This window comes from Actinomadura sp. SCN-SB (genome assembly GCF_043906805.1).
Taxonomy (GTDB): domain Bacteria; phylum Actinomycetota; class Actinomycetes; order Streptosporangiales; family Streptosporangiaceae; genus Spirillospora.
On record NZ_JBIMPP010000023.1, the window covers coordinates 12,295 to 38,782 of the forward strand.

At 71.7% G+C, this 26,488-nt stretch carries 19 protein-coding genes; 10 read left to right on the forward strand and 9 right to left on the reverse strand.

The annotated features are described in order from the left end of the window. Window positions 1-62: 62 nt before the first annotated feature. Entirely contained in the window at window positions 63-782 is a 720-nt protein-coding gene (locus ACGWYJ_RS16985) for an amino acid ABC transporter ATP-binding protein (protein WP_395107035.1), read from the reverse strand. Window positions 783-1,146: 364 nt separating this feature from the next. Here ACGWYJ_RS16985 and miaB point away from each other — a divergent pair, with 364 nt between their 5' ends. Then, entirely contained in the window at window positions 1,147-2,691 is a 1,545-nt protein-coding gene (miaB, locus tag ACGWYJ_RS16990) for a tRNA (N6-isopentenyl adenosine(37)-C2)-methylthiotransferase MiaB (protein WP_395106952.1), read from the forward strand. Between the two features lie 12 nt (window positions 2,692-2,703). After that, the gene (locus ACGWYJ_RS16995; protein ID WP_395106953.1) at window positions 2,704-3,462 is read left to right on the forward strand and encodes a class III extradiol dioxygenase subunit B-like domain-containing protein; all 759 of its coding nucleotides are present in this window, start codon (window positions 2,704-2,706) and stop codon (window positions 3,460-3,462) included. A gap of 51 nt (window positions 3,463-3,513) precedes the next feature. Here ACGWYJ_RS16995 and ACGWYJ_RS17000 read toward each other — a convergent pair whose 3' ends face one another. After that, complete coding sequence (locus ACGWYJ_RS17000; protein WP_395106954.1) at window positions 3,514-3,729, reverse strand: antitoxin; 216 nt, start codon at window positions 3,727-3,729, stop codon at window positions 3,514-3,516. Window positions 3,730-3,895: 166 nt separating this feature from the next. Here ACGWYJ_RS17000 and miaA point away from each other — a divergent pair, with 166 nt between their 5' ends. After that, window positions 3,896-4,819 (forward strand): tRNA (adenosine(37)-N6)-dimethylallyltransferase MiaA, encoded by a 924-nt coding sequence (gene miaA / locus ACGWYJ_RS17005; protein ID WP_395106955.1) that lies wholly within the window; start codon window positions 3,896-3,898, stop codon window positions 4,817-4,819. Window positions 4,820-4,826: 7 nt separating this feature from the next. Further along, window positions 4,827-5,681: a diaminopimelate epimerase gene (gene dapF, locus ACGWYJ_RS17010; protein ID WP_395106956.1), complete on the forward strand. Its 855-nt coding sequence runs from the start codon at window positions 4,827-4,829 to the stop codon at window positions 5,679-5,681. A 414-nt stretch (window positions 5,682-6,095) separates the two neighbouring features. Here the strand turns inward: dapF and ACGWYJ_RS17015 are convergent, their stop codons facing one another. Together ACGWYJ_RS17015 and ACGWYJ_RS17020 are read right to left on the reverse strand one after the other, a co-directional pair. Next, window positions 6,096-8,075 carry a sensor histidine kinase gene (locus ACGWYJ_RS17015; RefSeq protein WP_395106957.1) on the reverse strand — a complete coding sequence of 660 codons (1,980 nt, stop codon included), beginning with the start codon at window positions 8,073-8,075 and terminating at the stop codon, window positions 6,096-6,098. Between the two features lie 494 nt (window positions 8,076-8,569). After that, window positions 8,570-9,193, reverse strand: coding sequence for a TetR/AcrR family transcriptional regulator (locus ACGWYJ_RS17020; protein ID WP_395106958.1), 624 nt, complete (start codon window positions 9,191-9,193; stop codon window positions 8,570-8,572). Window positions 9,194-9,296: 103 nt separating this feature from the next. Here ACGWYJ_RS17020 and ACGWYJ_RS17025 point away from each other — a divergent pair, with 103 nt between their 5' ends. Beyond that, window positions 9,297-10,280, forward strand: a complete 984-nt coding sequence (locus tag ACGWYJ_RS17025) for a hypothetical protein (protein WP_395106959.1) — start codon at window positions 9,297-9,299, stop codon at window positions 10,278-10,280. A 62-nt stretch (window positions 10,281-10,342) separates the two neighbouring features. Here the strand turns inward: ACGWYJ_RS17025 and ACGWYJ_RS17030 are convergent, their stop codons facing one another. From ACGWYJ_RS17030 to aceB, 5 genes are all read right to left on the reverse strand, one after another. Next, a complete protein-coding gene (locus ACGWYJ_RS17030; protein ID WP_395106960.1) occupies window positions 10,343-11,059 on the reverse strand; it encodes a hypothetical protein in 717 nt (238 codons plus the stop codon). A 165-nt stretch (window positions 11,060-11,224) separates the two neighbouring features. Beyond that, a complete protein-coding gene (locus ACGWYJ_RS17035) occupies window positions 11,225-12,523 on the reverse strand; it encodes a (Fe-S)-binding protein (RefSeq protein WP_395106961.1) in 1,299 nt (432 codons plus the stop codon). Next, window positions 12,524-13,777 (reverse strand): FAD-binding oxidoreductase, encoded by a 1,254-nt coding sequence (locus ACGWYJ_RS17040; protein ID WP_395106962.1) that lies wholly within the window; start codon window positions 13,775-13,777, stop codon window positions 12,524-12,526. It lies immediately after the preceding gene. Next, complete coding sequence (locus ACGWYJ_RS17045) at window positions 13,777-15,246, reverse strand: FAD-linked oxidase C-terminal domain-containing protein (RefSeq protein ID WP_395106963.1); 1,470 nt, start codon at window positions 15,244-15,246, stop codon at window positions 13,777-13,779. The genes ACGWYJ_RS17040 and ACGWYJ_RS17045 overlap by 1 nt, the downstream gene beginning before the upstream one ends. Window positions 15,247-15,306: 60 nt before the next feature. Next, entirely contained in the window at window positions 15,307-16,908 is a 1,602-nt protein-coding gene (aceB, locus tag ACGWYJ_RS17050) for a malate synthase A (RefSeq protein WP_395106964.1), read from the reverse strand. A 269-nt stretch (window positions 16,909-17,177) separates the two neighbouring features. Between aceB and hflX the strand changes: the two genes are divergently transcribed. The 5 genes from hflX to ACGWYJ_RS17075 all read left to right on the forward strand — a co-directional run bounded on the left by hflX (window position 17,178) and on the right by ACGWYJ_RS17075 (window position 25,860). Then, the gene (hflX, locus tag ACGWYJ_RS17055; protein ID WP_395106965.1) at window positions 17,178-18,683 is read left to right on the forward strand and encodes a GTPase HflX; all 1,506 of its coding nucleotides are present in this window, start codon (window positions 17,178-17,180) and stop codon (window positions 18,681-18,683) included. 998 nt (window positions 18,684-19,681) lie between these two features. Next, the gene (gene hutI, locus ACGWYJ_RS17060; protein ID WP_395106966.1) at window positions 19,682-20,896 is read left to right on the forward strand and encodes an imidazolonepropionase; all 1,215 of its coding nucleotides are present in this window, start codon (window positions 19,682-19,684) and stop codon (window positions 20,894-20,896) included. 92 nt (window positions 20,897-20,988) lie between these two features. After that, window positions 20,989-21,834: a DegV family protein gene (locus ACGWYJ_RS17065; protein ID WP_395106967.1), complete on the forward strand. Its 846-nt coding sequence runs from the start codon at window positions 20,989-20,991 to the stop codon at window positions 21,832-21,834. 436 nt (window positions 21,835-22,270) lie between these two features. Beyond that, the gene (locus ACGWYJ_RS17070; protein WP_395106968.1) at window positions 22,271-22,681 is read left to right on the forward strand and encodes a helix-hairpin-helix domain-containing protein; all 411 of its coding nucleotides are present in this window, start codon (window positions 22,271-22,273) and stop codon (window positions 22,679-22,681) included. 1,061 nt (window positions 22,682-23,742) lie between these two features. Next, window positions 23,743-25,860: a ComEC/Rec2 family competence protein gene (locus ACGWYJ_RS17075; protein ID WP_395106969.1), complete on the forward strand. Its 2,118-nt coding sequence runs from the start codon at window positions 23,743-23,745 to the stop codon at window positions 25,858-25,860. The last annotated feature ends 628 nt before the right edge of the window (window positions 25,861-26,488 follow it).

The following is a 26,488-nucleotide window of genomic DNA, read 5'->3' on the forward strand; positions in this document are numbered from 1 at the left end:
GCGCGATCCTTCGACGTACGGGGGTCATCACGTGCTTCGAGCCGGCCGATCGGTCATGGTGATCAATGGGTGAGGATTTTGGACAGGAAGTCCTTGGCGCGGTCGGTGCGCGCGTTGGTGAAGAACTCGTCGGGGGTGTTCTCTTCGACGATCTGGCCGTCGGCCATGAACACGACCTTGCGGGCGGCCCGCCGGGCGAAGCCCATCTCGTGGGTCACCACGATCATCGTCATGCCCTCCCGGGCCAGCCCGGTCATGACGTCCAGCACCTCGTTGACCATCTCCGGGTCCAGCGCCGAGGTCGGCTCGTCGAACAGCATGAGCTTGGGCCTCATCGCCAGCGAGCGGGCGATCGCCGCGCGCTGCTGCTGGCCGCCGGACAGCTGGGCGGGGTACTTCTGCGCCTGGTTGGCGATCCCGACCCGCTCCAGCAGCTCCATGGCGTGCTTCTCGGCCTCCTGCTTGGCGACCTTGCGGACCTTGATCGGGCCCAGCGTGACGTTGTCGAGGATGGTCTTGTGGGCGAACAGGTTGAACGACTGGAACACCATCCCCACGTCGGCGCGCAGCTTGGCCAGCTCGCCGCCCTCCTGGGGGAGTTCCTTGCCGTCCACCATGATCACGCCGTCGTCGATCGGCTCCAGCCGGTTGATCGACCGGCACAGGGTCGACTTCCCGCCGCCGGAGGGGCCGATGACCACCACCACCTCGCCCCGGTCGACCGTGAGGTTGATGTCCTTGAGCACGTGCAGATCGCCGAAGTGCTTGTTGACATGCTTCATCACGACCAGGGGCGCGCCGTTCGCGCTGTCGTCCCGGGACCCGCCGTCCTTGGTGAGCTCGGGTCCGTCTCCGCTCTCGGTCATGCAGCCGGACTTTACGTCATCATTTCCTGCCCTCCGCTTTCGGCGCGGTACCGATCCGATCACGAATCCCCACGTCGGCGCCACGATCGGGGTTTCCGGACGGAAGGTGATCGGCCGGGCGGGACGGCCCGCGGAGGTCGTGGTGAGCGCTTGATCACCGGGTAACCGGCCGTTGACCAGCTTGATCAGCTTCCCCGCCCGGAACTGCCGGCGCCGGGCGCCTGGCGGGATTCAGCGCGTACGCGCAGAGGGGCGGTGGCGCGTAACCTTGGTGACTGTCATGAATGCGCCTAGGGAGACCGCCCGCACGTACGAGATCCGTACCTACGGGTGCCAGATGAACGTCCACGATTCCGAGCGGCTGGCGGGCCTGCTGGAGGACGCGGGGTACGTCCGGGCCGAGGACGCCGAGCCCGACGTCGTCGTCTTCAACACCTGCGCGGTACGGGAGAACGCCGACAACCGGCTCTACGGCAATCTCGGCCATCTGCGTCCCGTCAAGGACGGCCGTCCCGGCATGCAGATCGCGGTGGGCGGCTGCCTGGCGCAGAAGGACAGGGAGGCCATCGTCAAGCGCGCCCCCTGGGTCGATGTGGTCTTCGGTACGCACAACATCGGGTCGCTCCCTGCGCTGCTGGAGCGCGCCCGCGTCCAGGACGGGGCGCAGGTCGAGATCGAAGAGTCCCTGGTGACCTTCCCCTCGACCCTGCCGACGCGCCGGGAGTCCCCGTACGCGGCGTGGGTGTCGATCTCGGTGGGCTGCAACAACACCTGCACGTTTTGCATCGTCCCGGCGCTGCGCGGCAAGGAGCGGGACCGCCGTCCAGGGGAGATCCTGGCCGAAGTGGAGGCGCTGGTCGCCGAGGGCGTCCTGGAGGTGACGCTGCTCGGCCAGAACGTCAACGCCTACGGATCGGGGTTCGGGGCCCTGGCGTCCGCGCCCCAGGAGGTGCGCGACATGACCGCGGGCGGCCAGTCCGCCTTCGCGGGACTGCTGCGCGCGTGCGGTGAAGTGGACGGCCTTGAGCGGGTGCGGTTCACCTCGCCCCACCCCAAGGACTTCACGGACGACGTCATCGCCGCCATGGCGGAGACGCCGAACGTCATGCCGTCCCTGCACATGCCCTTGCAGTCGGGCGCGGATCCGGTGCTGCGGGCCATGCGCCGCTCGTACCGGCAGGAGCGCTACCTGGGCATCATCGAGAAGGTGCGCGCCGCCATCCCGGACGCCGCGATCACCACCGACATCATCGTGGGCTTCCCCGGCGAGACCGAGGAGGACTTCGAGCAGACCCTGCACGTGGTGCGCGAGGCGCGGTTCTCCGGGGCCTTCACGTTCCAGTACTCCAAGCGTCCAGGCACACCCGCGGCCACCATGGACGGCCAGGTGCCCAAGGAGGTCGTCCAGGAACGGTACGAGCGGCTGGTCGCCCTCCAGGAGGAGATCTCCTGGGAGGAGAACAAGAAGCAGATCGGCCGCACCGTGGAGGTGCTGGTGGCCGAGGGCGAGGGCAGGAAGGACGGCACCACCCGCCGCCTGTCCGGGCGCGCGCGGGACAACCGCCTCGTCCACTTCCGTGTGCCGGACGAGCCCGTTCGCCCAGGCGACATGGTCACGATCGAGGTCACCTACGCGGCGCCGCACCACCTGGTCGCCGACAAGCCCGCCCGGTCGGTACGGCGCACGCGCGCCGGGGACGCCTGGGAGGCACGGCAGGGCGGCGGTGCGCCGAAGGGCGTTGCGCTGGGCATGCCCACCATCGGACGTCCCACGACCCCGGTCGCGCTAGAGGCCGCGGCCTCCGGTTGCTCCACCTGCGGGTAGGCCGTCACGCGCATGTTGACCTACGCGGCCGTCTGCCCGCATCCGCCCTTGCTCGTACCGGAGATGGCCGGTGAGGCCGCTCCCGAGCTGGACGGTGTGCGGGCGGCCTGCCGCTTGGCCGTCCAAGAGCTGACCAAGGGGCTGTCGGCGGACGGCGGGGGAGCGAAGCTGATCGTGGTGGGCGGCGATACGGCCACGCGGACTTTCCCTCCCGATTCCGCCGGGAGCCTGCGTCCCTTTGGGCTCGACCTCGTCTTCGGCGGTGGCGGGGAGCCGCTGCCGCTGTCGCTGACCATCGGCCGCTGGCTCCTGGACGAGTACGGGGGCGGCGTCCAGCCCGCGTTCTTTCAGGCGGTCGCCTACGACGCGGCCACGCGGGACTGCCTCGACCTAGGCCGCGACCTGGCGCGTACAGCCGAACGGGTGGCGTTCCTGGTGATGGGGGACGGCTCGGCCTGCCTGAGCACGAAGGCCCCCGGCTACCTCGACCCGCGCGCCGAAGCGTACGACGCGGCCGTGGCCGAGGCGTTCAAGCACGCCGACACCGCCGCCCTGGCCGGCCTGGACCCCCGGACGTCCCGGGAGCTCCAGGCCGCCGGGCGGGCGGCGTGGCAAGTCCTGGCGGGCGCCACCACGCCCACGGGACCGGCGCGGGTCACCGACGCGGAACTGCTCGCCTACGAGGCGCCCTACGGCGTCGGCTATCTCGTGGCCACCTGGCGGCTCGCGGCGGCCCCGGCACCGGCGGACACGTCCCGGGCGCGGCCATGACCGCGCCCGGCGCCCCGCGCGGGGAGCGACCCGGCGCCCCAACCACCGTGGCTAGACGCCGTTGTCCTCGTCACGGCGGCGCTCCTCCGGTTCCCGGCCCTGCTGCCGGTCGATGTACTCCGAACCCTTCTGCTGCGCCTTGTCGACCTGCTCGGAGTACTTACCGCCCGTCTTCCGGTCGACCATGTCACCGGCCTTCTCGACGCCCTGTTTGGCCTTGTCGCCGTGCTGGCCGAGCATTTCCTTCACCTTGTCGACGATGGACATGTGGTTTCCCCCCGGATCCCTCGTCTCGTGGTGTTCCGTGGCGCCGCAGGGCGGCGGCCCCCGATGCGCGGCGAACCCGCCGCGACGCCCTTACCCCCGCATATCTACCCATTGCCCCCTTGCCCATGACGACCGCCATGAACAAGCAGGCACTTTCGTGACCCCGATGGACACCGACGACCCGGTGATCGCCGTGGTCGGGCCCACCGCGGCGGGCAAATCCGACCTCGCGGTGGAGCTCGCGCTGCGCCTGGACGGCGAGGCGATCAACGCCGACTCCATGCAGCTGTACCGGGGCATGGACATCGGCACCGCCAAGCTGACCCCGGACGAGATGCGCGGCGTCCCCCACCATCTCCTGGACATCTGGGACGTCACCGTCACCGCCAGCGTCGCCGAATACCAGCGGCTCAGCGACGCCGCCATCGCCGAGATCCACGCCAGGGGGCGGGTGCCCGTGCTGGTCGGCGGCTCCGGCCTGTACGTCCGCGCCGCGCTCGACCACCTGGAGTTCCCCGGCACCGACCCCGCGGTCCGGGCCCGGCTGGAAGCGGACCTGGCCGCCGACGGCCCCGCGGCGCTGCACGAGCGCCTCCGCGCCCGCGACCCCGCCTCGGCCGCCGCGATCCTCCCCAGCAACGGGCGGCGGATCGTCCGCGCCCTGGAGGTCATCGAGATCACCGGCCGCCCGTTCAGCGCGTCCATGCCCGCCCACGAGTACCGGCACGCAGGCGCCGTCCAGATCGGGCTGTCGGTCCCCAGGCCCGAACTGGACGCCCGCATCGCGCTGCGCGTGGAACGCATGTGGGAGGCCGGGCTCGTCGACGAGGTCCGCGAACTGGAAGAAGCCGGCCTCAGGGACGGCCTGACCGCCGGGCGCGCGCTCGGCTACGCCCAGGTGCTCCGGTTCCTGTCCGGAGAGTGGACGGAGGAACGGGCCAAGGAGGAGACGATCAGGGCGACCCGGCGCTTCGCCCGCAGGCAGGAGTCCTGGTTCCGGCGCGACCCCCGCGTGCGCTGGCTCCCCTACGACGCCCCCGACCTCGTCGAACGGGCCCTCGAAACGGTGCGCCGGACCGCGCGCCTATGATCGGGACATGCGGTTCGTCAAGGGGCACGGCACCGAGAACGACTTCGTGATCCTTCCGGATCCGGACGGCGTCCTCGACCTGACGCCGCGGGTCGTCGCGCGGCTGTGCGACCGCCGCGCCGGGATCGGCGCCGACGGCGTGCTCCGCGTCGTCCGCGCCAAGGCCGCCGGCGATCCCGCCATCGAGGCGATGGCCGGCCGGGCCGAATGGTTCATGGACTACCGCAACGCCGACGGCGGCATCGCCGAGATGTGCGGCAACGGCGCCCGGGTGTTCGCCCGCTACCTCGTCGACTCCGGCCTCGCGGCGCCCGGCGAATGGGACCTCGCCACCCGCGCCGGGCTCCGGCGCGTCACGCTGGGGTCCTCCGGTGACGTCAGCGTGGACATGGGACCGCCCGAATACCTGGGAACGGGTCATGCGAGCATCTCAGGACGCCCGTACACCGGCGAGCGGATCTCCATGGGCAACCCGCACCTGGCATGCGCGATCGACGAGCCGCTGTCCGGGCTCGACCTCACCCGGCCCCCCGCCTACGACCCCGCCCAATTCCCCGACGGCGTGAACGTCGAGTTCTACCGGACCATCGGCGAACGCCACCTGGAGATGCGGGTCTACGAACGCGGCTCCGGCGAGACCCGCTCCTGCGGCACCGGCACCGTCGCCGCCGTCGCCGCCGCGTCCCACCAGGCACGCCAGACCTCCCGGACGGCGCGATCGGCGGAGACCGAAGAGTGGACGGTGGACGTTCCGGGCGGCCGTGTCCACGTCACCCTCGACGGAACCACCGGGCACCTCCGCGGACCCGCCGTCCTCGTCGCCGAAGGCGAAATTTTTTTGGACCGCATCACCGTCCCCTGACACGGCCGCCCCGGCCGCGTCAAGGCCCCCTGATCTGGCCATACGGTCCAGACGCGGCTGGTCTACCCGATGACCTGGAGGGGTCTGCCCGGAAGGTCCCGAGAAGTTCGGGACGGGTGTCCCTCACCTTTGGGACCGAAAGGCGCTACCTTCAGTAGTGCACACCCTCTGGTGAAGGCCCGCTCGGACCGGGATGGGAGCCCCGATCCGAGTGGCGCCGAGGGCCGGTGGCTCCTTCTTGGCGGGGGGCGGCCACCGGCCCTCCACTCCATCCCTGGGGGTGGTGTGGTCGAAGCCGTTGGCTTCTTCCCCTTCGGGGATTCCGTCGTTTCTATCGGGGGGCGACCCCCCGAGCCCCCCGGTGCCGCCGCCAGCCCCCGCCCGCCTGCCCCTTCTTCGCGCGCCCCTTTTTCGTTAGTTGGGGGGTGGGGTGCCGGTGCCGTTCACCGGGAGTCTGGCCTTGACCAGGGTGCCGCCTTCCGGGGCCGGGGCGACCGTGCAGGAGCCGCCGATCTCGGTGGCCCGTTCGCGCATCGAGGACATGCCCACCCCCGAGCGTGCGTCCGGTGGCACGCCGATGCCGTCGTCGCGGACCGTCACATGCAGATCGCCGTTCAGGGAGAGCCGCACCACCGCGCTGCCCGCCTTCGCGTGGCGGTACACGTTGGTGAGCGCCTCCTGCACGATCCGGTACGCGGCGACCTCGGCGGCGGCCGGAAGGTTGTCCAGGTTCCCCTCGACCTGCACGTCCACCTCCGGGCCGTCCTCGGTCGCGACCACGCCGCCCAAAGCGCGGATGGCACCGGCCAGGCCCAGGTCGTCCAGCGCGGGCGGACGCAGCCCGTACACCAGCTCCCGGATGTCGCCGATCGTGCGACCCATGGTGGTGCGCAGCTCCTCAAGGAGCTCGTCCGCCGCCTCCGGGTCGGTCTTCAGCGTGATGCGCGCCGCGTCCACCGTCATGGCCAGGCTCGCCAACGTCGGGCCCAGGCCGTCGTGCAGGTCGCGGCGCAGCCGGCGGCGCTCCTCCTCACGGGTGCGCAGGATGCGTTCCTTGGAGCGTTGCACCTCCGCGGTGAGGCGGGCGGCGCTGGTCAGCTCGGCCAGGTTGCGCGCCAGCACCGAGGCCAGCCGGGGGTCGGGACGCCGGGTGACGCCGAACAGCAGCCGCCCCACCGGCTCCCCGTGCCAGACCAGCGGGATCAGCTGCGGGCGCTCGCCCAGCGTGCCGTCCTCGCTGGTGGCCGTGACCCGGCCGTCCTTGTCCAGCACCTCGATCAGCACGCCGGTCGCGCGCAGCGCCTCCCGCACCACCGAGGCCGCGGTCGCCAGCGCCGCGGACGGGTCGGAGGTGGTCTGCAACCGGCGGTTGAGCCGGTCGGCGATCCGGTACGGGTCCCGCTCACCGTGGATCAGCCGGTCGGTGGCGCGCTGCAGGCGGCGCCGCGCCGGCTCGAACACCGCCCCGGCCGCGATCGCCCCGATCAGCCCCGCCAGGGTGCCCTGCCCCGCGAACACGCCGCTGGCCAGCGCGACCAGCGCGAAGTACACGCCGGTGATCACGACGACCAGGCCGGCGTAGACCAGCGTCCTGCTGACCACCAGGTCGATGTCGTACAGCCGGTACCGGGTGATCGCGATGGCGATGCACACCGGAACGGCGGCGATGGCGAGGCTGCGCAGCGGATCCCCGACCGTCGGGGTGGTCTCGCCCACATAGATGATCGTCTGGGCGAACACCCCGGGATAGACCACCCAGCCGATCTGCCGCCGCACGTCCGGCGTGGCCCGGACGAAGCGCAGCACCATCGACCAGATGGACAGCGCCAGCGTCCCCAGGATGACCACGCTGATGGGCGGCGGGATGTCCTGGAACGGGTAGACCGAGACGCCGTTGTGGAAGCGGCGGGCGCCGGGGTCGATGGTCAGATGCACGCAGACGATCAGCGGGACCGCGCAGGCCACCGCGAGCACCGGCCGGAACAGCGACGACACCAGCCGCCCGTCCGGGAAGATCAGCGGCAGGATCAGGGTGAGGCCGAAGGTGTCGACCGCCCACAGCCACACCCCGAGCCAGTTCCACAACCCGGCCCCGGGCCAGCCGCGCGTCTCGAACAGCGGCCCCAGGTTGAGCGACAGCACGTACACCGAGGCGCTGAAGCCGCAGAACAGCATCACCTGCCCGACCCGCAGCCCGGGACGGTACCGCAGGAGCAGGGCCCCCACCGGCGCGAAGAACAGCGCGGTCACGATCTCGGGATGCCACCACACCATCCGCCGCGGCGCCGGCAGCCAGAGCCCCGCCAGCAGCGACCCGAACACGGCGAGGACGGCGCCCAGCGCGAGGATCAACGCCCACGGGACGCTCCTGCCCTCGCGATCCACGCTCTCCATGCGCGCTCCCGGCCCTCAAAGGTAATGGAATGTTAAAGCGTCCTGATGGCCGTCCCGCCGTCCGCGGGGCGTCCGCCTCAGGACACCGGGACGGCGGTCCGGCCACACTGGCCGCGCCGGATGTACCGGGCATTTCCGGTCACCGGCGGTGCCTTCGCTCGCGCGGGCGTGCCGAGGGGACGGGACGGCGCATGGCCTGATCGTCGGCTGGGTGGGCCCGCGGAGGTGGAGGGACGGCTTCATGCAGGACATCTCACGGGAGAAGGGGACGCGGGAGGCGTCCGGGTCGGGGGGGCTCCGGGCACGGGCGGGGAGTGCCCGGAATGTCGTGGGATGACGAGAAAGAGGTACCACGACCCACCCCTGCCAAGGCAACCCTCTCAGCGGGGAAGATGCCGCCGGCGGCGGTCACGGAACCCTGGCGGGGGCGGGTTCGGCGACCGCCGCCGGGCGCCGTCTCCGGTCGTCCTCAGGGGAGCGTCTTCGGGAGAGCGTCAGGTGCCCGTGGGGACGGCGGGGTCGATCAGGGCGGCCCTGGTCAGGGCGCGCACGCCCGCCGCGATCTCTTCGGGTTCGGCGTCCTCGGTGATGAGGCACTGGATCAGGAACCCGGGCAGCAGGCCGAAGAGGGCCTTGCCCGTGCACTCGGCGTCGGCGCCCGGGGCGAGCAGGCCGTTCTCGGCACAGCGCCGGGCGTAGGTGATCCAGTGCCCGCGCAGTCGCGTGAGGTTGTCCTGGACGTAGACGCGTAGCTCCGGCTCGTACATCGCCAGCGCCCATGCCTGCGGAGCGAGGCGTACGAAGCCGTCCTCCGCCGACCGGGCCTGGATGCGCCGGGTCATCCGCACGACGACCTCGTCGAGCGGCAGCAGCGGCTCGTGGGTCACCAGCTCCTCCAGGTACACGTGGAGGTCGCTGATCACCTGGCCGGTGATGGCCTCGATGAGCTCGTTCTTGCTCTTGAAGTACCGGTAGACCGCGCCGGCCGACAGTCCGGACTCGGCGAAGATGTCCTGCATGGACGTGGCGTGCACGCCCTTGCGTATGAAGCACCGGCGGGCGGCCTCCACGATCTGCTGACGGCGCCGCTCCAGGTACTCCTCGCTCACTCGTGGCATGGACCCAATATAAAACGAATGTTCGTTCTTGACGAGGGTGGCGCTCCGGTGCGACCCTGAGGAGAGTCAAAAAGAACGGACATTCGCTTTTTGGAGGCGGACGATGCGGTCCTCCCTGATCCAGCGTGCCGCGGGCGTCGCGCTCGTCGCCGTCGTCCTGCAACTTCTCATGATCGTCGCGTTCTCCTGGCCGGCCACCAGGATCGCCCCCCGCGACGTCCCCATCGTGACCGCCGGCCCGCAGGGCGCCGCCGTGGCCGAACGGCTGGACCGGGAGCGGCCCGGGGCGTTCGAGGTGACCGCGGTGGCCGACGAGGCCGCGGCGCGCGCCGTCCTGGCCGACTACGAGGCCTACGGCGCGATCGTCACCACGCCCTCCGGGCCCAAGGTGCTGGTCGCCTCCGCGGCGTCCCCGATGGTGGCCCAGCAGCTCACCCAGGTCGCGCAGCGGCTGTCAGGCACGCCGCCCGCCGCCGTCCAGGACGTGGTGGCCGCCGACGCCGACGACCCGCGCGGGGCCGGGTTCGGCGCCCTGGCGCTGCCGCTGATCATGTCCGGTATCGCCGCGGCCGTGCTGCTGACCTTCGCGATCCCGGGCCTGGCCGCACGCGCCACCGGGCTGGTGATCTTCGCGGCCCTGGGCGGTCTCGGCGCGGCGTGGCTGTCCCAGGGCTGGCTGTCGCTGCTGCCCGGCTCCTACCTGACCCTCGCCTCCGTCATGGGACTGGCCGTGCTCGCGGTCGCCGGCACCGTCGCCGGGCTCGCCGCGGCGATCGGACGGGCGGGCATCGGCCTGGGCGCGCTGACCTTCCTGCTGCTGGGCAACCCGCTGTCGGCCGCCACCTCGGCGCCCGAGCTGCTGCCGCAGCCATGGGGCGAGCTGGGCCAGCTCCTGCCGCCCGGCGCGGCGATCACGCTGGTGCGCTCGGTGACGTACTTCGACGGCGCGGGCGCCACGGCGCCGCTCATCACGCTGCTCGCCTGGGCGGCGGCGGGGCTCGCCCTGTTCGGGGTCGGGGGCCTGCGCTCCCGCGCCAGGACCGAGGACGTCGCGGAGGCGGAACGGGAGCCCGCCATCGCCTCCTGACCGCCTCTCACGTTCCGGCCGGTGACGCCGACCAGGGGGTCACCGGCCGGTCGCGCGGGTGCCTACGGGAACGCGACCTCGATGCCCTTGCGGTCGCTGGTGAACCGGGCGTCCCACACGTACAGCTTGAGGTCCTCGTCCTGGACGCCCTCCGTGACCGGCAGGTCCGAGGCGACGCGCACCAGGTAGGAGGCGCCCGGCGGGATCATCTTGTCGGCACCCTCGATGACGGGGGGCTCGGAGTCGCCGATGCGGGCGGTGATCTGGCTGCGGTTCGGCAGCGTGCACATGTCCTCGGGGACGCCCGGCTGGGGCATGCAGCGGGAGCGGGCGGACGCCGGCACCTGGGCCCGCGGCATGAACAGGTCGGCCGGGTAGTCCAGCAGTGCGGGGCGGCGCTGGGTGTTGGTGATGATGTAGTCGGCGTAGGCGTAGGTCAGGCCCTGGCCCGGGTTCTTGGACTCGCCCAGGGGCGCCAGGCTGGTGCCCGCCTTGACCGCCGCCAGGCCGTACCCGTAGCCCTCCGGCGTGGTGACGCTGAGCACAGGGCCCGCCTTGGGCGACGGGATGGAACCCGGGCCGTTGGGGTTGGACCGGCCCGTCCCGGCGTTCCCGCCCAGCGAGCCGGGACGGAGGACGACGATGGCGGCGGCGATGAGGGCGATGCCGAGCACGCCCGTCAGGGCGCCCGCGAGGCCGAGCCTGGCCGCCTTGCGTTTCCTCCGCCGCTGGTTCCGGGGCGGCGGACGGCGGGCTCCCGGCGACGGCCTTGGTGGCATCGGCCGTGGCTGCATCTGCCTCTCGTACATCGCTGTCCCCGTGGTGATCTGACTGGGCGCCCTTTCCGGATAGTAAGGAATGGCTCCCTTGACGGTAAGCCCACGATACAGAGTCACCGCGCCAACGAGTGGATCCCGAGGGGCCGGGCGGCCCCGCCCGCCGCCTCAGACGGCGGCTCTGAGCAGCGCGGACGTCCCCAGGCCGCGCAGCGAGGCGTCCAGGATCTCGGCGGTGTGCGCCACCGGGAGCCGCACCCCCTGACGCTCCAGCGCCGTCGCGATCTGCATGGAGCACCCGGGATTGGCGGCGACCAGGAGATCGGCCCCGGTCGCCCGTACCCCGGCCGCCTTCCGGTCGCCGAGCTCCGCGGCGGCCTCCGGCTGGAGCAGGTTGTACGTGCCCGCCGAACCGCAGCAGATCTCCGGGTCGGCGATCTCCTTCACGGTCAGCTCCGGGATCCCGGCGAGCAGCGCGCGGGGCTGGGCGCGCACGCCCTGCGCGTGCGCCAGATGGCAGGCGTCGTGATAGGCGACCGTGACGGGAAGCGGACGCCGTTCGGCGCGCGGCCCCAGTTCGGCGAGGAACTCGGCGAGGTCCTTGGTCTTGGCCGACAGCGCCTCCGCGCGTCCCGCCCATTCGGGCTCGTCGGCCAGCAGCCGCCGGTACTCCTTCATCGCCGAGCCGCAGCCCGCCGCGTTCACCACGATCACGTCGGCCGCCTCGAACGCGACGACGGTGCGGCGAGCGAACTCCCTGGCCTCGTCCTCGCGTCCCGAATGCAGCGACAGCGCCCCGCAGCAGCCCTGGCCGCGGGGGATCAGGACGTCACAGCCCTCCATCGCCAGCACGCGCGCCGTGGCCGCGTTCACACCGGGGAAGAACTCCCGCTGGACGCAGCCTGTGAGCATCGCCACGGTCGCCCGCCGTTCCCCGCGCGCCGCCACTCGCTCGGGGAGCCTGGTGGCGCGGGAGAGCGGCGGCGCGAGGCGTTCCATCGCCGCGAGGGACGGCGACATGCGTTCCAGCAGACCGGTGCGGCGGATCAGGCGGCCCAGCCCGCTCTTCTGGTACGCGCGGAGCGGCCCGCGCAGGGCGCGCAGCCGGTTCGGGTACGGGAACAGCCGGAAGACCGCCTCGCGCAGCATCCGCTCAGGGGCCGACCGGGGATGCTCGCGTTCCACCTCCGCTCGCGTCAGCTCGATGAGCCGGTCGTACTGGACACCGGACGGGCACGACGTCACGCAGGCCATGCATCCCAGGCAACGGTCGAAATGCTCCACCATCGCCCCGGACATGGGGGCACCCTGCGAGTGCTGCTGCATCAGGTGGATACGCCCGCGCGGGGAGTCCATCTCCTCACCCCACAGCACGTATGTGGGGCAGGTGGGCAGGCAGAACCCGCAATGCACGCAGTCGCCGAGCAGGTTGCGGAACTCGCCGTTCTCCACGTGGTCGTCCTCCACTCAGAGCCCCCCGGCGAAGCGGCCGGGGGACATGCGGTAGCCGGGGTCGAACTGCTCCTTGACCCGGCGCATCAGGGACAGCGCCGGAACGGGCCCCCAGACGTCGACCTCCGTCCGAACCGCCTCGGGCGCGTAACGCACGACCGCGCCGCCGCGGTGCGGCCTCCCGTCGAGCAGGCTCCGCAGCGCGCTGAGGGTCTGCGCGACCTGCTCGGGCGTCCTGTCGCCGGGCAGGCCGAGATGCCCGCGTCCCGCCGCCGACCAGGTGAGGGACGCGCCGGCGCCGGCCGTGGACAGCAGGGCGGGAAGCGCGGCGGGCGGCGCCGTGATGTCGATCAGCGTCGTGCCGTCCGGATAGGCGCCCCATCCGTCCGGGGCGGTCTCGCTGACCGCCGTCCCGTCCCCCATCAGGGCCGAAACCTGCTCGATGCGCGCCGCCACGCCCGCGTCCACGCCCTCCAGCAGCACGCCCAGCGTGAGCGCGCCGTCTCTCGCGGCGCACTCGATCGCGCTCGGGGCGGCGGGGGAGTGCAGCACCGCCTGGACGACCTCGTGGGCGCGCGTCCCGTCCGGAACGGCGCACGTCAGGTACGCCCGCGCCGCCGGGACGGGATGCAGCCGGAACGTCGCCTCGACGATCAGCCCGAGCGTCCCGTAGGAGCCGCTGAACAGCCGGCCCAGGTCGTATCCCGCCACGTTCTTGACCACCTTGCCGCCGGAGCGGGCCACCCGCCCGTCCGCGCGGACCACGGTCAGGCCGATCACCAGATCGCGCGGCGACCCGTACCGGAGGCGCAGCGGCCCGGCGGCGGCCGTCGCGATCGTCCCGCCCACGGTGGAGCCCGGGAGCGGCGCGTCGAGCGCGAGCCGCTGCCCCTTCTCGGCGAGGACCTCGGCGAGCCGGTCCGTGCCCAGGCCCGCCTCGACGGTGACCACCAGGTCACCGGCGGCGTGCTCGACGACCCGGTCCAGCCGGGCGGTGTCCAGGAGGAGGTCGCAGCGGCGCGGCGGCGTCCCCCAGTCCAGCCGGGTCTCCGCGCCGCGCGGCACCACCGCCAGGTCGTGCTCCGCGGCCACCCGCATCACCTCGGCGGCCTCGGCCACCGTCGCGGGCGCCGCCACCATGCCGGGAACGACACCGAGCACGCCCTCCTCGGGTTCCCCCGGACGGACGTCGTCACAGACCTTCGCGAGAGCCTTCAACGCGGCGTCGTTCGCGGCCTTGCCGCGCCGGGCCTGCTGCTTCGGCGGCATCAGAACAGTTCCGCCTTCCCCTGCTCCACCAGGGGATGCACGCCTTTCCGCACACCCGGTACCTCGCCGCACAACCGCGGGGTGGGGAAGACCTTGCCCGGGTTGCACAGCCCCGCCGGATCGAAGCCGCAGCGCACCATCTGCATGGTGTCCAGGTCGGTGTCGGTGAACATGCGCGGCATATAGCGGGACTTGTCGACACCCACCCCGTGCTCCCCGGTAATGGAACCGCCGTGCTCGATGCACAGGTCGAGGATCTTGCCGGAGACCTCCTCGGCGCGCTCCTCCGCCCCCTCGACCGCGTCGTCGAACAGCACCAGCGGATGCAGGTTGCCGTCGCCCGCGTGGAACACGTTCGCCACCCGCACCCCCGACTCCGCCGACAGCGCGTCGATCCCCGCCAGCACGCTCGGCAGGGACGTGCGCGGGATGACCCCGTCCTGCACCAGGTAGGACGGGCTGATCCGGCCGACCGCGGCGAACGCCGACTTGCGGCCCTTCCAGATCAGCGCCCGTTCCGCGTCGTCGGCCGCCACCCGGATCTCGAACGCGCCCGCGTCCCGGCACATCTCCTGGACCTGCGCGAACTGGTGCTCCACCTCGGCGGCCGGCCCGTCCAGCTCCACGATCAGCACCGCGCCGGCGCCCGGCGGATAGCCGCAGGACACCGCCGCCTCGGCCGCCTCGATCGACAGCGCGTCCATCATCTCGATCGCCGCCGGCACCACGCCCGCGCCGATGATCGCCGAGACCGCGGCGCCGCCCGCCTCGATCGAGTCGAACGCCGCCAGCAGCGTCTGCACCGCCTCGGGCGTCCTGGTCAGCCGTACCGTGATCTTGGTGGCGATGCCGAGCGTGCCCTCCGCCCCGACGAACACGCCGAGCAGGTCGTAGCCCGCCCCGTCCGCGGACAGCTCCGTGATCTCCCCGTCCGGGGTGACGATCTCGCAGGCCAGGACGTGATGCGCGGTGAACCCGTACTTCAGGCAGTGCGCGCCGCCGGAGTTCTCCGCGACGTTCCCGCCCACCGAGCAGATCTGCTGGCTGGACGGGTCGGGCGCGAAGTGGTACCCGTACGGGCGCACCGCGCGGCTCACGTCCAGGTTGATCACGCCGGGCTCCACGACGGCGCGCCGGTTCTCGATGTCGATCTCCAGGATCCGGCGCATCCGGGAGGTGACGATCAGCACGCCGTCGGTCCGCGGCAGCGCGCCGCCGGACAGCCCGGTGCCCGACCCGCGCGCCACGTACGGGATCCCCGCCGCCGCGCAGCAACGGACGATCTCGGCGATCTCCTCGGCCGTGCCGGGCAGCACGACCAGGCCGGGGGTGGCGCGGTGCGTGGTCAGCCCGTCGCACTCGTACGTGCGCAGCCGCACCGGATCGGAGATCACGGCGTCGTCCCCGAGCAGCCGCGCACAGCGCTCGGCCAGCGCCCGCAGGGGTTCGGACTCGGATATCGGTTCCATCGCGTCCACCATGCTCCCGCGCACCCCCTATCGCAAGATTGCGCCGGCCGCCCGCACCCCTCAGGGCATGCGCTCGTACGCCGGGGTGGTCAGGAACTCCGAGTACTCGTCCGCCAGGGTGACCTCCTTGAACAGCGCCACCGCCTGGTCATAGCGCCGCTCGTTGAACGCCCCGCCCAGCTCCGCGCGGATCTTGGCCAGCTCCTCGTCCATCAGGCGCTCCACCAGTTCCCTGGTGACCTTCTCGCCCTCCTTCAGCGCGACCCCGTTGTAGATCCACTGCCACACCTGGGAACGGGAGATCTCCGCGGTCGCCGCGTCCTCCATCAGGTTGTGGATCGCCACGGCGCCCGCCCCGTCCAGCCAGGTCGCCAGGTAGCGCAGCGCCACGTCGATGTTGTTGCGCAGCCCGGCCTCGGTGATCTCGCCGGGCGTCGCGGACACGTTCAGCAGGTCGGCGGCCGACACCGAGACGTCCTCGCGGAGCCGGTCGAGCTGGTTGGGCCGGTCGCCCAGGACGCCGTCGAAGACCTCCCGGCACACCGGGACCAGGTCGGGATGCGCCACCCAGGACCCGTCGAACCCGTCGTTCGACTCCCGCGTCTTGTCCGCCCGCACCTTCTCCAGCGCGACCTTGTTGACCTCCGGGTCCCTGCGGGACGGGATGAAGGCCGCCATCCCCCCGATCGCGTGCGCGCCCCGCTTGTGGCACGTCCGCACCAGCAGCTCGGTGTACGCGCGCATGAACGGCGCCGTCATCGTGATCGCGTTGCGCTCGGGCAGGACGAAGTCGGCGCCCCGGTCCCGGAACTTCTTGATCACCGAGAACAGGTAGTCCCAGCGTCCCGCGTTCAGCCCGGCGGAGTGCTCGCGCAGCTCGTACAGGATCTCCTCCATCTCGAACGCCGCCGGGATCGTCTCGATCAGCACGGTGGCGCGGATGGTGCCGCGCGGGATGCCCAGCGCGTCCTGGGCCAGGGTGAACGCGTCGTTCCAGAGCCGCGCCTCCAGATGGCTCTCGATCTTCGGCAGGTAGTAGTACGGGCCCTTGCCCTTGGCGATCTGCCGCCGCGCCCCGTGGAAGAGGTACAGGCCGAAGTCGAACAGCGACCCCGACATGGGCTTGCCGTCCACCAGGACGTGCTTCTCCTCCATGTGCCAGCCGCGCGGCCGGACCACGATGGTCGCCAGCTCCTCGTCGTCCTTGAGCGCGTAGGACTTGCCGGTCCTGGGGTCGGTGAAGTCGATGGTGCGGTCGAGCGCGTCCATCAGGTTGAGGTGGCCCTCGACCATGTTCTCCCACAACGGGGTGTTGGCGTCCTCGAAGTCGGCCAGCCACACCTTGGCGCCCGAGTTCAGCGCGTTGATGGTCATCTTGCGGTCCGTCGGGCCGGTGATCTCGACCCGCCTGTCCTCCAGGCCGGGCGCCGGGGGCGCCACCCGCCAGCTCTCGTCCGCCCGGACGGAGGCGGTCTCGGGCAGGAAGTCCAGCGTGCCGCCCGCCGACAGCCGCTCCTGCCGCTCCGCCCTGGCCCGCAGCAGTTCCTCGCGGCGCCCGCCCAGCTCGCGCTGCAGCGTCGCCAGCAGGTCAAGCGCCTCGGGCGTCAGGATCTCGTCGTACCGATCGCCGGGAGTGCCGGTGACCTCGACCTGTGCAGCCATCCGCCTGCCCTTTCGTATCGCGAAATTTCACTTCTGTTGTGTGAAGAAACGCTACTTCCCGCGCGTGACGGCGGTCAAAGCACCCCCGGGCCAGGTCTTCCCACGCGCCGTCCCGCAACCATCGCGCAGGTCACGGGCTCCACGGCGGGTTCGGTCAGGCGGGGCGGGCCGCCGGGGCGGGTTGGAGGCGAACCCGGATGACCTCCGGGGCCCGCCGTGAGACGATCTCGGGAAGACACGGCGCCGCCGCGGCGTTCTACCGAGGACATATGACTCATCCTTTTTCCGCAGACAGCGAGCCTCGAACGACCGACAGGGCCGAAAACGCGCTCCTGGCCGCCGAGGCGTACGACACGGACATCGATACCGACATCGACACCGACACCGATCGCGAGCCGCTGACCGGCGAACTCGACCTGGAGGACCGCCGGGCCCTGCGCCGCGTCGCGGGACTGTCCACCGAGCTGGCCGACGTCACCGAGGTCGAGTACCGCGCGCTCCGGCTGGAGCGCGTCGTCCTGGTCGGCGTCTGGACCGACGGCACGGCCGAGATGGCCGAGAACTCCCTGCGCGAGCTGGCCCTGCTCGCCGAGACGGCCGGATCGCAGGTCCTGGAGGGCCTCGTGCAGCGGCGCGGCCGTCCCGACCCGGCCACCTACATCGGCTCGGGCAAGGTCGAGGAGCTGCGCGACGTCGTCATCGCCACCGGTGCCGACACCATCATCTGCGACGGCGAGCTGACCCCGAGCCAGCTCCGGCACCTGGAGGAGACCGTCAAGGTCAAGGTGATCGACCGGACCGCGCTGATCCTCGACATCTTCGCCCAGCACGCCAAGAGCCGCGAGGGCAAGGCCCAGGTCGAGCTGGCCCAGCTCAACTACCTGCTGCCGCGCCTGCGCGGCTGGGGCGGCAACCTGTCCCGCCAGGTCGGCGGGCGCGCCGCGGGCGGCGTCGGCATCGGCGGGCGCGGCCCCGGTGAGACCAAGATCGAGCTGGACCGGCGCCGGATCCGCACCCGGATGGCCAAGCTGCGCCGCCAGATCGACGGGATGTCCAAGGCCCGCGACACCAAGCGCGGCGAGCGCCGCCGCCACCAGGTCCCGGCCGTGGCCATCGCCGGCTACACCAACGCGGGCAAGTCGTCCCTGCTCAACCGGCTCACCGGCGCCGGCGTCCTGGTGGAGGACGCGCTGTTCGCCACCCTCGACCCGACCGTGCGGCGGGCCGAGACGCCGGGCGGGCGCACCTACACGCTGGCCGACACCGTCGGATTCGTCCGGCACCTGCCGCACCAGCTGGTGGAGGCGTTCCGGTCCACGCTGGAGGAGGTCAGCGACGCCGGCCTGATCCTGCACGTGGTGGACGGCTCCGATCCCGACCCCGAGGCGCAGATCGACGCCGTGCGGGAGGTCCTCCGCGAGATCGGCGCGGACACGATCCCCGAGATCATCGTGATCAACAAGGCGGACGCGGCGGACGAGCTCGCCCTCGCCCGCCTCCAGCTCCGCGAACCGCACAGCGTGGTCGTCTCGGCCCGGACGGGCTTCGGCATCGAGCGGCTCCGCGCCGCCATCGAGGCCGACCTGCCCGTGCTGCAGCGCGAACTGCGTGCCCTCGTCCCGTACGACCGCGGCGATCTGGTCGCCAAGGTCCACGACCGCGGTGAGGTCCTCAAGCAGGAGCACACGCCGGAGGGCACCCTGCTGCACGCCCGCGTGCCGGATGACCTCGCTTGGGAACTCCAGCGCTACGAAAGCCTGGCCCCGACGTCTTGATGCCGCGCTCGCGCCCTGGGGTGTGGGCCGGTTTCGCAGGTCCTGGCTTCGATCAGGGGCGCCTTCCCTGGGTAGGCCCGTCGTCATGGCGGGAATGCCGGGAGGGCGCCCCTTCCTCATGTCCGCCTCCTCGGCGGATCGTTACTCTGCGTAATTGTGCTACGACAATATGGGCGAATCGGACACCCGCTCCGGTGTGCTCGGACCCTTTTCGGGCTGGCCAACGGCTGGCCTAGGTCTCGCCCAAATACGGGTAAGCGGGCCGGGGAAATGGCGAATGGTGGTCGCCGAACGGTGACAGCTTCTGCATTCCGCTTGACGCCGCCCGTGGAATCCGTACGGTCATAGGACCAGGGCGGGGCGAGGGCGGCGATGCACGGTGACCGGTTGTTGTGTGAAGTATTTGGCATTGTGCGGGCATTGTCCGGTTGTCGGAGTTCGGTGACCAGCGTGGACGTGCCACCGCGGGCCGCCTCCCGCCGGCGGCTCCCTGGAACCTTTCCCGTGGCGGTCGCGTTCGCCGAGCAGAGGTTGTCGGCCGGGCCGCCAGTGCACTACCGTGACGAAACCGATATCTCCGGTCTCGTTGCTCCTGGTGATCACTCGATCACCAGACCCTCCATCGGTGAATCGCCGGCACCCAGTCGGCGTTCCGGAACGAGAGCAGGTGGCCCACGTCATGGCAGACCCGTACACCAGCGCAGGTGGCTCGCCCCCGCACGCCATGGCTTGTCCGGGTCCGGGAGAGGCCGGCCCGCGCCGCTCGACCACGAGCGCGCCGCGGCACCGGTCGGTGAATGGCCCGTTCCAATCCGCTCCGCCGCAGGTCACCGCCTTGCCGCGCAGCGCCGGAAGCGCCACCCCGCCCGCCGCGTGGCCGCCCGCCGCGTGGCCGCCCGCCGCCCCAGTGACGCCCACGAACGCCACCCCCGCGTCGACTCCCGTCCCGTCCGGTGCCGCGCCCTGGGGCGCGCCGACCGTCCCGGGCCGGTGACCCTATGACCGTACGGCTGTTGACGAACATCGGCAGGCTCTGGACGGGCACCGACGTCTGCAGCAACGCCGCCGTGCTCATCCACGACGACCGGATCGTGTGGGCCGGTCCCGCCTCCGACCTGCCGCAGAGCGTGCCCGGCATCATCGACGACATCGTCGACGTCGACCACGTGGAGAACCTCGGCGGCGGGCTCGTCACGCCCGGCCTGATCGACGCGCACTCGCACCCGGTGTACGCGGGCAACCGCTGGGCCGAGCTGGCGATGCGCACCAGCGGCTCGTCCCATTCCGCGATCGCCGCGGCCGGCGGCGGCGTCAACTCCACGGTGACCGTCACCCGGGGCACCGACCCCTGGACGCTGTGCAACGGCGTCCGCGAACGCCTCCGGCAGTGGATCCTCGCGGGCACCACCACGGTCGAGGCCAAGACCGGCTACCACCTCACCCGCGACGGCGAGATGGCCGACATCCGCATGCTGCGCTCCCTTGAGGGCGAGCCGTCCATGCCCCGGATCCACGCCACGTTCCTGGCCGCGCACATCCTGCCGCCCGAGTTCTTCGGACGCCGCCGCGACTACATCGAGGCCGTCCGCCAGTGGGCCGGAGACGCGGCCGTCGCGGGCGCCGACAGCATCGACGTCTACTGCGACGAGGGCCACTTCACCGCCGAGGAGGCCCGCGCCCTCCTCCTGGCCGGCAAGCGCGCCGGGCTCAAGGCCCGCATGCACGCCTGCGCCAACGAGCGCATCGGCGCCGCCCAGGTCGCGGCCGAAGTGGGCTGCGCGTCCGCCGACCTGCTCACCCAGGCCAACGAGGACGACATCAAGGCGCTCGCGCACGCCGGCGTCACCGCGACCGTGTGCCCGGGCAGCGCGCTCAACAGCGCCCGTCCGCCCGCACCGGTCCGCGCCATGCTCGACCGCGGCGTGCCCGTCGCGCTCGGCACCGACCACAACCCCGGTCAGTGCGGCATCACGTCCATGCCGCTCGTGATCGGCCTGTCGGTCGCCATGTTCGGCCTCAGCGTCACCGAGGCGCTGCGCGCCGCCACCCTCGGCGGCGCCTCCGCCCTGCGCGTCGGCGACCGCGGCTCGCTCGCCCCCGGCATGCTCGCCGACATCGTCCTGTGGGACGCCGACCACGAGGGCGCCTTCGCCTGGGCGTTCGGCCTGCGCGCCCTGCGGGTGTGGCGCGGCGGAGTCCCCGTCCAGCCCTGACCCGCCGGCCGAACCTGGCCGTTACACAGGCTTGTTACACAGCGATACATCACGGTCACCCTCGCGTCCCGGCGCCGGAGTAGTCTCCTGCCATGGGAAGCGCGGTCGCGGTTGTCACGGATTCCAGTGCGTACCTCCCCCCACGCCTCGTCGAACGGCACGGGCTCACGATCGTCCCCCTCCAGATCGCCATCGGCGGTGAGACACGGGACGAGGGCGACGTCACCACCGAGCAGGCGGCGCAGGCGCTGAAGGAATGGCGCCCCGTCACCACGTCCCGCCCATCCCCCGAACGGTTCGCGCACGCGTTCAAGGCGGCCGCTGGAGCGGGCGCGCCCGCCGTCGTCTCCGTCCACCTCTCCGCGGCCATCTCCGGCACGCTGGAGGCGGCCCGGCTCGCCGCGGAGGACGCACCCGTACCCGTGCACGTCGTCGACTCCGGCACCATCGGCCTCGGCCTGGGCTTCGCCGCGCTCTCCGCCGCCGAGGCCGCACTCGACGGCGCCTCCCCTGAGGACGTCGTCGCCGCCGCGGAACGCCGCGCCGAACTCTCGCGCTCGCTGTTCTACGTCCACACCCTGGAACACCTCCGTCGCGGCGGGCGCATCGGCGCCGCCGCGACACTGCTGGGGTCCGCGCTCATGGTCAAGCCCCTGCTCGGCATCCAGAACGGGGCCATCACCCCCGTCGAGAAGGTGCGCACCACATCCCGCGCCCTGGCCAGGCTCGCCGACCTCGCCGTCGCGGAGGCGGCCGACCGCGAGGTCGACCTGGGAGTCCAGCACCTGGCCGCGGCCTCCCGCGCCGAGGCCCTGGCCGGCGAACTACGCGACCGCATCCCCCACGTCAGGGACCTCCACATCGGCGAAGTCGGCCCGGTCATCGGCGCCCACGTAGGCCCCGGCATGCTAGGCGTCGTCGTAGCCCCACGCCTCTAACCGGCGAGTTATCCACAGTCCCGGAACCGTCTCCCGTCCGAACACTCACATTCCTAACGTCGGACGCATGAAGCGTTACGGCAGGGAGACCGACCGGCTCCGCGTGCTTTCCGCACGGCCGCGTGCGACCGCGGAGAACGGCCGTTCAGGCCCCACTCCGCTCTTTCCGAAAAACGCGGAAGAATCTCCTTCTGACGCCCATATCAGAGCAGACTCCAACCGTCCCGCCGATCACCACAAGCGCTCCCACCTGCGCGAACGCCTAGACCCGGGAATCGCGGGCGGCCGAGTCCTCATCCTTTTCGGTCTGGTGGCAGCACTGGTGGCCGGTGGTTACTTCTGGGCGGCCCGCCCCGACCCCCAGCCCGTCTCAGCACCAGCCGGAGTCCCGTCCCTCACGTCTTCCGCGCCCCCTTCCCCCTCCCAGGGCGGCACGGTGGTCGTTCACGTTCACGGCAAGGTCAAACGCCCCGGCATCGTCACCCTCCCCGCCGGATCCCGTGTCGCGGACGCGATCAAAGCCGCCGGCGGAGCCCGTCCCGGCGCCGGTACCGGCCCCCTCAACCTGGCCCGCAGGCTCATCGACGGCGAACAGATCTCCGTCGGCGTCAGGGGAGCCCCGGCCCCGTCCGTCTCAGGCTCCACGAGCACGGCAGGCCCCTTGGACCTCAACACGGCGACCGCCGACCAACTGGACCAGCTACCCGGCGTAGGCCCCGTCCTGGCCCAACGCATCATCGACTACCGCACCCAGCACGGCGGCTTCCGCTCCGTAGAACAACTCCAGGAGGTCTCCGGCATCGGCTCCCGGCGCTACAACGACCTGAAATCGATGGTCCGCGTATGAACCAACCCCCCAACCCACCGCCGCGCCACGACCTCCGCCTCATCCCCCCAGCCCTGGCGACCTGGCTGTCCGCCTACCTGACCATCGGCCTCCCACCACCCCTCACCTACACCATCGCCGCCGTCACGACCGCAGCCGCCGCCCTACTCCTCCTCACCCCCCGCAAACCAACCCAACCTCCACCCCAAAGCCGAAATCCCAGCCCCAACAAGAGCCCCCACAGCCAACCGACAACCCCGAAACACCAGCAAGCCACAAGCACAAGCCCCAATCAGCCAACCCCAAAGCCACCCACACCGCGACAACAACAGAAGGAGCAAGCCAAGCCCCAAGGGCGGCCCAACCAACTCGCTGCGAACCGTCCAACGCCGTCCGAAAGCCAGCACCCAGGGCGAGCGGAGCCGCAAGGCTCGAAGCTCAACGAGGCAGGCGCAAAGTGTCCCGAGAGCACTCGCAGTCAAGAGGTGGAGCGGGCGGGGCTGCGAAGCCCTGAGTCCGACCAGTCTGGTACGACGCGAGCGGCGTCCTCCGCTGGACAGGAGCCAGCGCGTGCGGAGTGGCGAGGTCCAAAGCTTGAGCAGCCAGGTGCGGAGCGTCCCGCGAGCCCCCAGAAACAAAAGCCGGGGCGTGCTGAGCCACAAAGTCCAAAGCCGAACCGGCCCGCCGCGAAGCGTGCAGCGCCGTCCGGGAGACAGGAACCAGGACGTACGGAGCCGCGAAGCCTGGAGCCCAACCAAGCAGAGGCGAAGCACCCCACGACAACCCCAAGGCAGGAGGGGGAGCGCGCAGAGTTGCGAAGCCCTGGGCCCGACCGCCCTGGTGTGAAGCGGGCGGCGTCGCCCGGGGAGCAGGGGCTGGGGCGGGAAGGGCTGCGAAGTCCGGAGTTCAGCCAGGCAGGTGCGGAACGTCTCACGACGACCCGGAGACAGGAGGGGGAGCGGGCCGAGACGCGAAGGCCAGGGTCAAGTACGCAGGGGGCTGGACGGAGCTGGGCGGGGTGGGGTTGGCCGGGTTGGACGGGGTCGGGTCGATCCGAGAGCGGCTGGGGACGTTCGGAGCGGATGCTCATCGGGGTGGTGCTGGCTTGCGTGGCGGCGGCATCCCTTGCCGCGGGGCTGCGGGTCTCGGCCGTCGGCTCTGGGCCGGTGCGCGACCTCGCCGAGGCGCGGGAACGTGCGGTCGTCGAGGTCGTTCTCACCACTGACCCACAGCCCGTGGTACGGCCTGGACGGCCGATCATCCTGGCACGGGCGAGGGCCGAAGCCGTCCTCTTGCGCGGACGCCGCCTCCAGGTGCGCGTACCCGTCCTGTTGATCGCGGACGACCGGCGGTGGCTGGGACTGCTGCCAAGCCAGAAGGCCCGGGTGAGTGGCCGTCTCGCCCCGCCTCGCCGGGCCGAGCTCCTGGCGGCCGTGCTCTTCGTGCGTGGCCCGCCGATCTCCCTTGGCCGCCCGTCGGCGGTCCAGCGGGCGGCCGAGACCGTGCGTGCCCGGCTGCGGCTGGCCACCGACCATCTGCCGCCCGACCAGCGCGGTGTGCTTCCCGGCATGGTCGTGGGGGACACCTCGCGCCTCACCCCCGAACTGTCGGAGGACTTCAAGACCGCGGGCCTCACGCATCTGCTGGTGGTCTCGGGAGCCAACCTGGCGATCGTCATCGGCGCGGTGCTGGGGCTGTGCCGGCTCGCCGGCCTCGGACGGGTACGGGCTCCCCTCGTCGCGGTCCCCGCCGTGCTGGCGTTCGTGGTGGTGGCGCGGCCCGAGCCCAGCGTGCTGCGGGCGGCGGTCATGGGCCTGATCGGCCTGCTGGCACTGGTCACCGGACGGCAACGCCAGGGCCTGCCCGCCCTCGCCGCCGCCGTCCTGGCCCTGGTACTGATCGATCCCTCGCTGGCCCGCTCGTACGGGTTCGTGCTCTCCGTGCTGGCCACAGCCGGGTTGCTCGTCCTGGCGCCCATCTGGAGGGACCGATGGCGTCGCCGGATGCCCGGCCCCTTGGCCGATGCGCTCGCGGTCACCGCGGCGGCTCAGGTCGCCGTCGCCCCGGTGCTGGTCATGCTGTCGGGCGAGCTGGGAGTAGTGGCCATCGCGGCGAACCTGCTCGCGGCGCCGGTCGTCGCCCCGGCCACCCTGCTCGGTGCGCTCGCCGCCCTGGTCGCACTGGTGGCCCTGCCGCCGGCCCGACTGTTGGCGTGGGCCGCCGGACTCTGCGTGGGCTGGGTCGCGGCCATCGCCCGCACTGCGGCAGACCTCCCGTACGCCACCCTCCCGTGGCGAGGCGGTGCCCTGGGCGCGGTGAGCCTGCTTCTGGCGGCGGCCGTGGCGGTGCTCATCCTGCGCTCCCGCCGACTGCGTCTCGTCGCCATCGCAGCCATGACCGGTGTGCTCATCGCCGTCGTGGCCCTGCGCGCGGTCGGGCCCGGATGGCCGCCACCGAACTGGGCCATGGTCGCCTGCGACGTCGGCCAAGGCGACGCCCTGGTCCTCGCCACTGGACGGGCGTCCGCTGTCGTGGTCGACGCCGGCCCCGAACCCGCCCTCGTCGACGCCTGCCTGGATCGCCTCGGCGTACGCCAGGTGCCCCTGCTGGTCCTGACCCACTCCCACGCGGACCACATCGAAGGCACCGCCGGTGTCCGGCAGGGCCGCGTCATCCATACCGTGCTGGTCACGCCGTCAAGCTTCGGCCGAGAGGCCCGTCACGCGTTCGGCCTCACCCTACGCACCGCGATGACCGGCCAGCGCTGGAGCATCGGAGATCTCACCCTCTCCGTACTGGGCCCACCGCCATCGGCACCACGCCTGTCGGCGTCCGACGACGGAACCATGCTCAACAACGCAAGCATCGTCCTGGTGGCCCGAGCTCCCGGCTTCAGCGCGCTTCTGGCCGGAGACGTCGAGGAGGAGGCCCAACGTGCGCTCTCCCCGAGCATCCCGCCCGTCCACGTCCTCAAGGTCCCCCACCACGGCTCACGCTCCCAGTCCGCCCCCTTCTTCGCCGCCGCCCGTCCCGCCGTCTCGATCATCTCCGTGGGCAAGGAGAACGACTACGGCCACCCGTCCCCGGCCACCCTCGCTCTCCTGAACCACCAGGGCACCCGCATCCACCGCACCGACCAGCACGGAGACATCGCCATAACCAGGACAGCCACCGGCCTCTCCGTGGTAACCCGCCACTGATCCTCAGGAGCCGCCCCAACCAATCCACATGCCACAAACCCCGACTAAAAACTCAACTCACAACCACGCGTCGGTCGCTAGCACCGTGGACGGCCTATCAAGGTCGCGGCTGTCTTTAGAGATCGTGCGGCTGGGCGGTGATCCGGAGGCCGATGGCGATACCCCGGCCAGGATGAATCACTTGCCATTGGCGACACGGAGCAGTGCGCCGGTGCGCTCAAGCTGTCGTTGCGGCGGTTCCCGCCCGGCAGCGCGTGGCGTTCGCAGCGCTCTAGCCCAGATGCTCAGTCATCTCGTCCGGCTGCACCCTCTTGGTGATCCCGGGCGGCAGCTCATCAGGCCCGTCAGCGACACTTCCCGGGGGCGTGGGCGGGCTCGTTCAGCTCGGCTATCAGATGCGCATCCGAGCAGACGACTGGTGTCGGCTCAGGCATACGGGGACTGGAATCCCAGATGGCGATCACGATTGCCGAACGAGTCGGAAGCTGATCTCTCTGGTGGGCGTTGTCGTGGTGGCGTTGGCCGGGAGCTCTGTGGCGATCAGCAGTGAATCGTCCTGAATAAGAGAACGGTCCCAAATTCGGAAATCTGAAGCCAGATGTCTCGCGCCATGTCGATGACCTCTGGC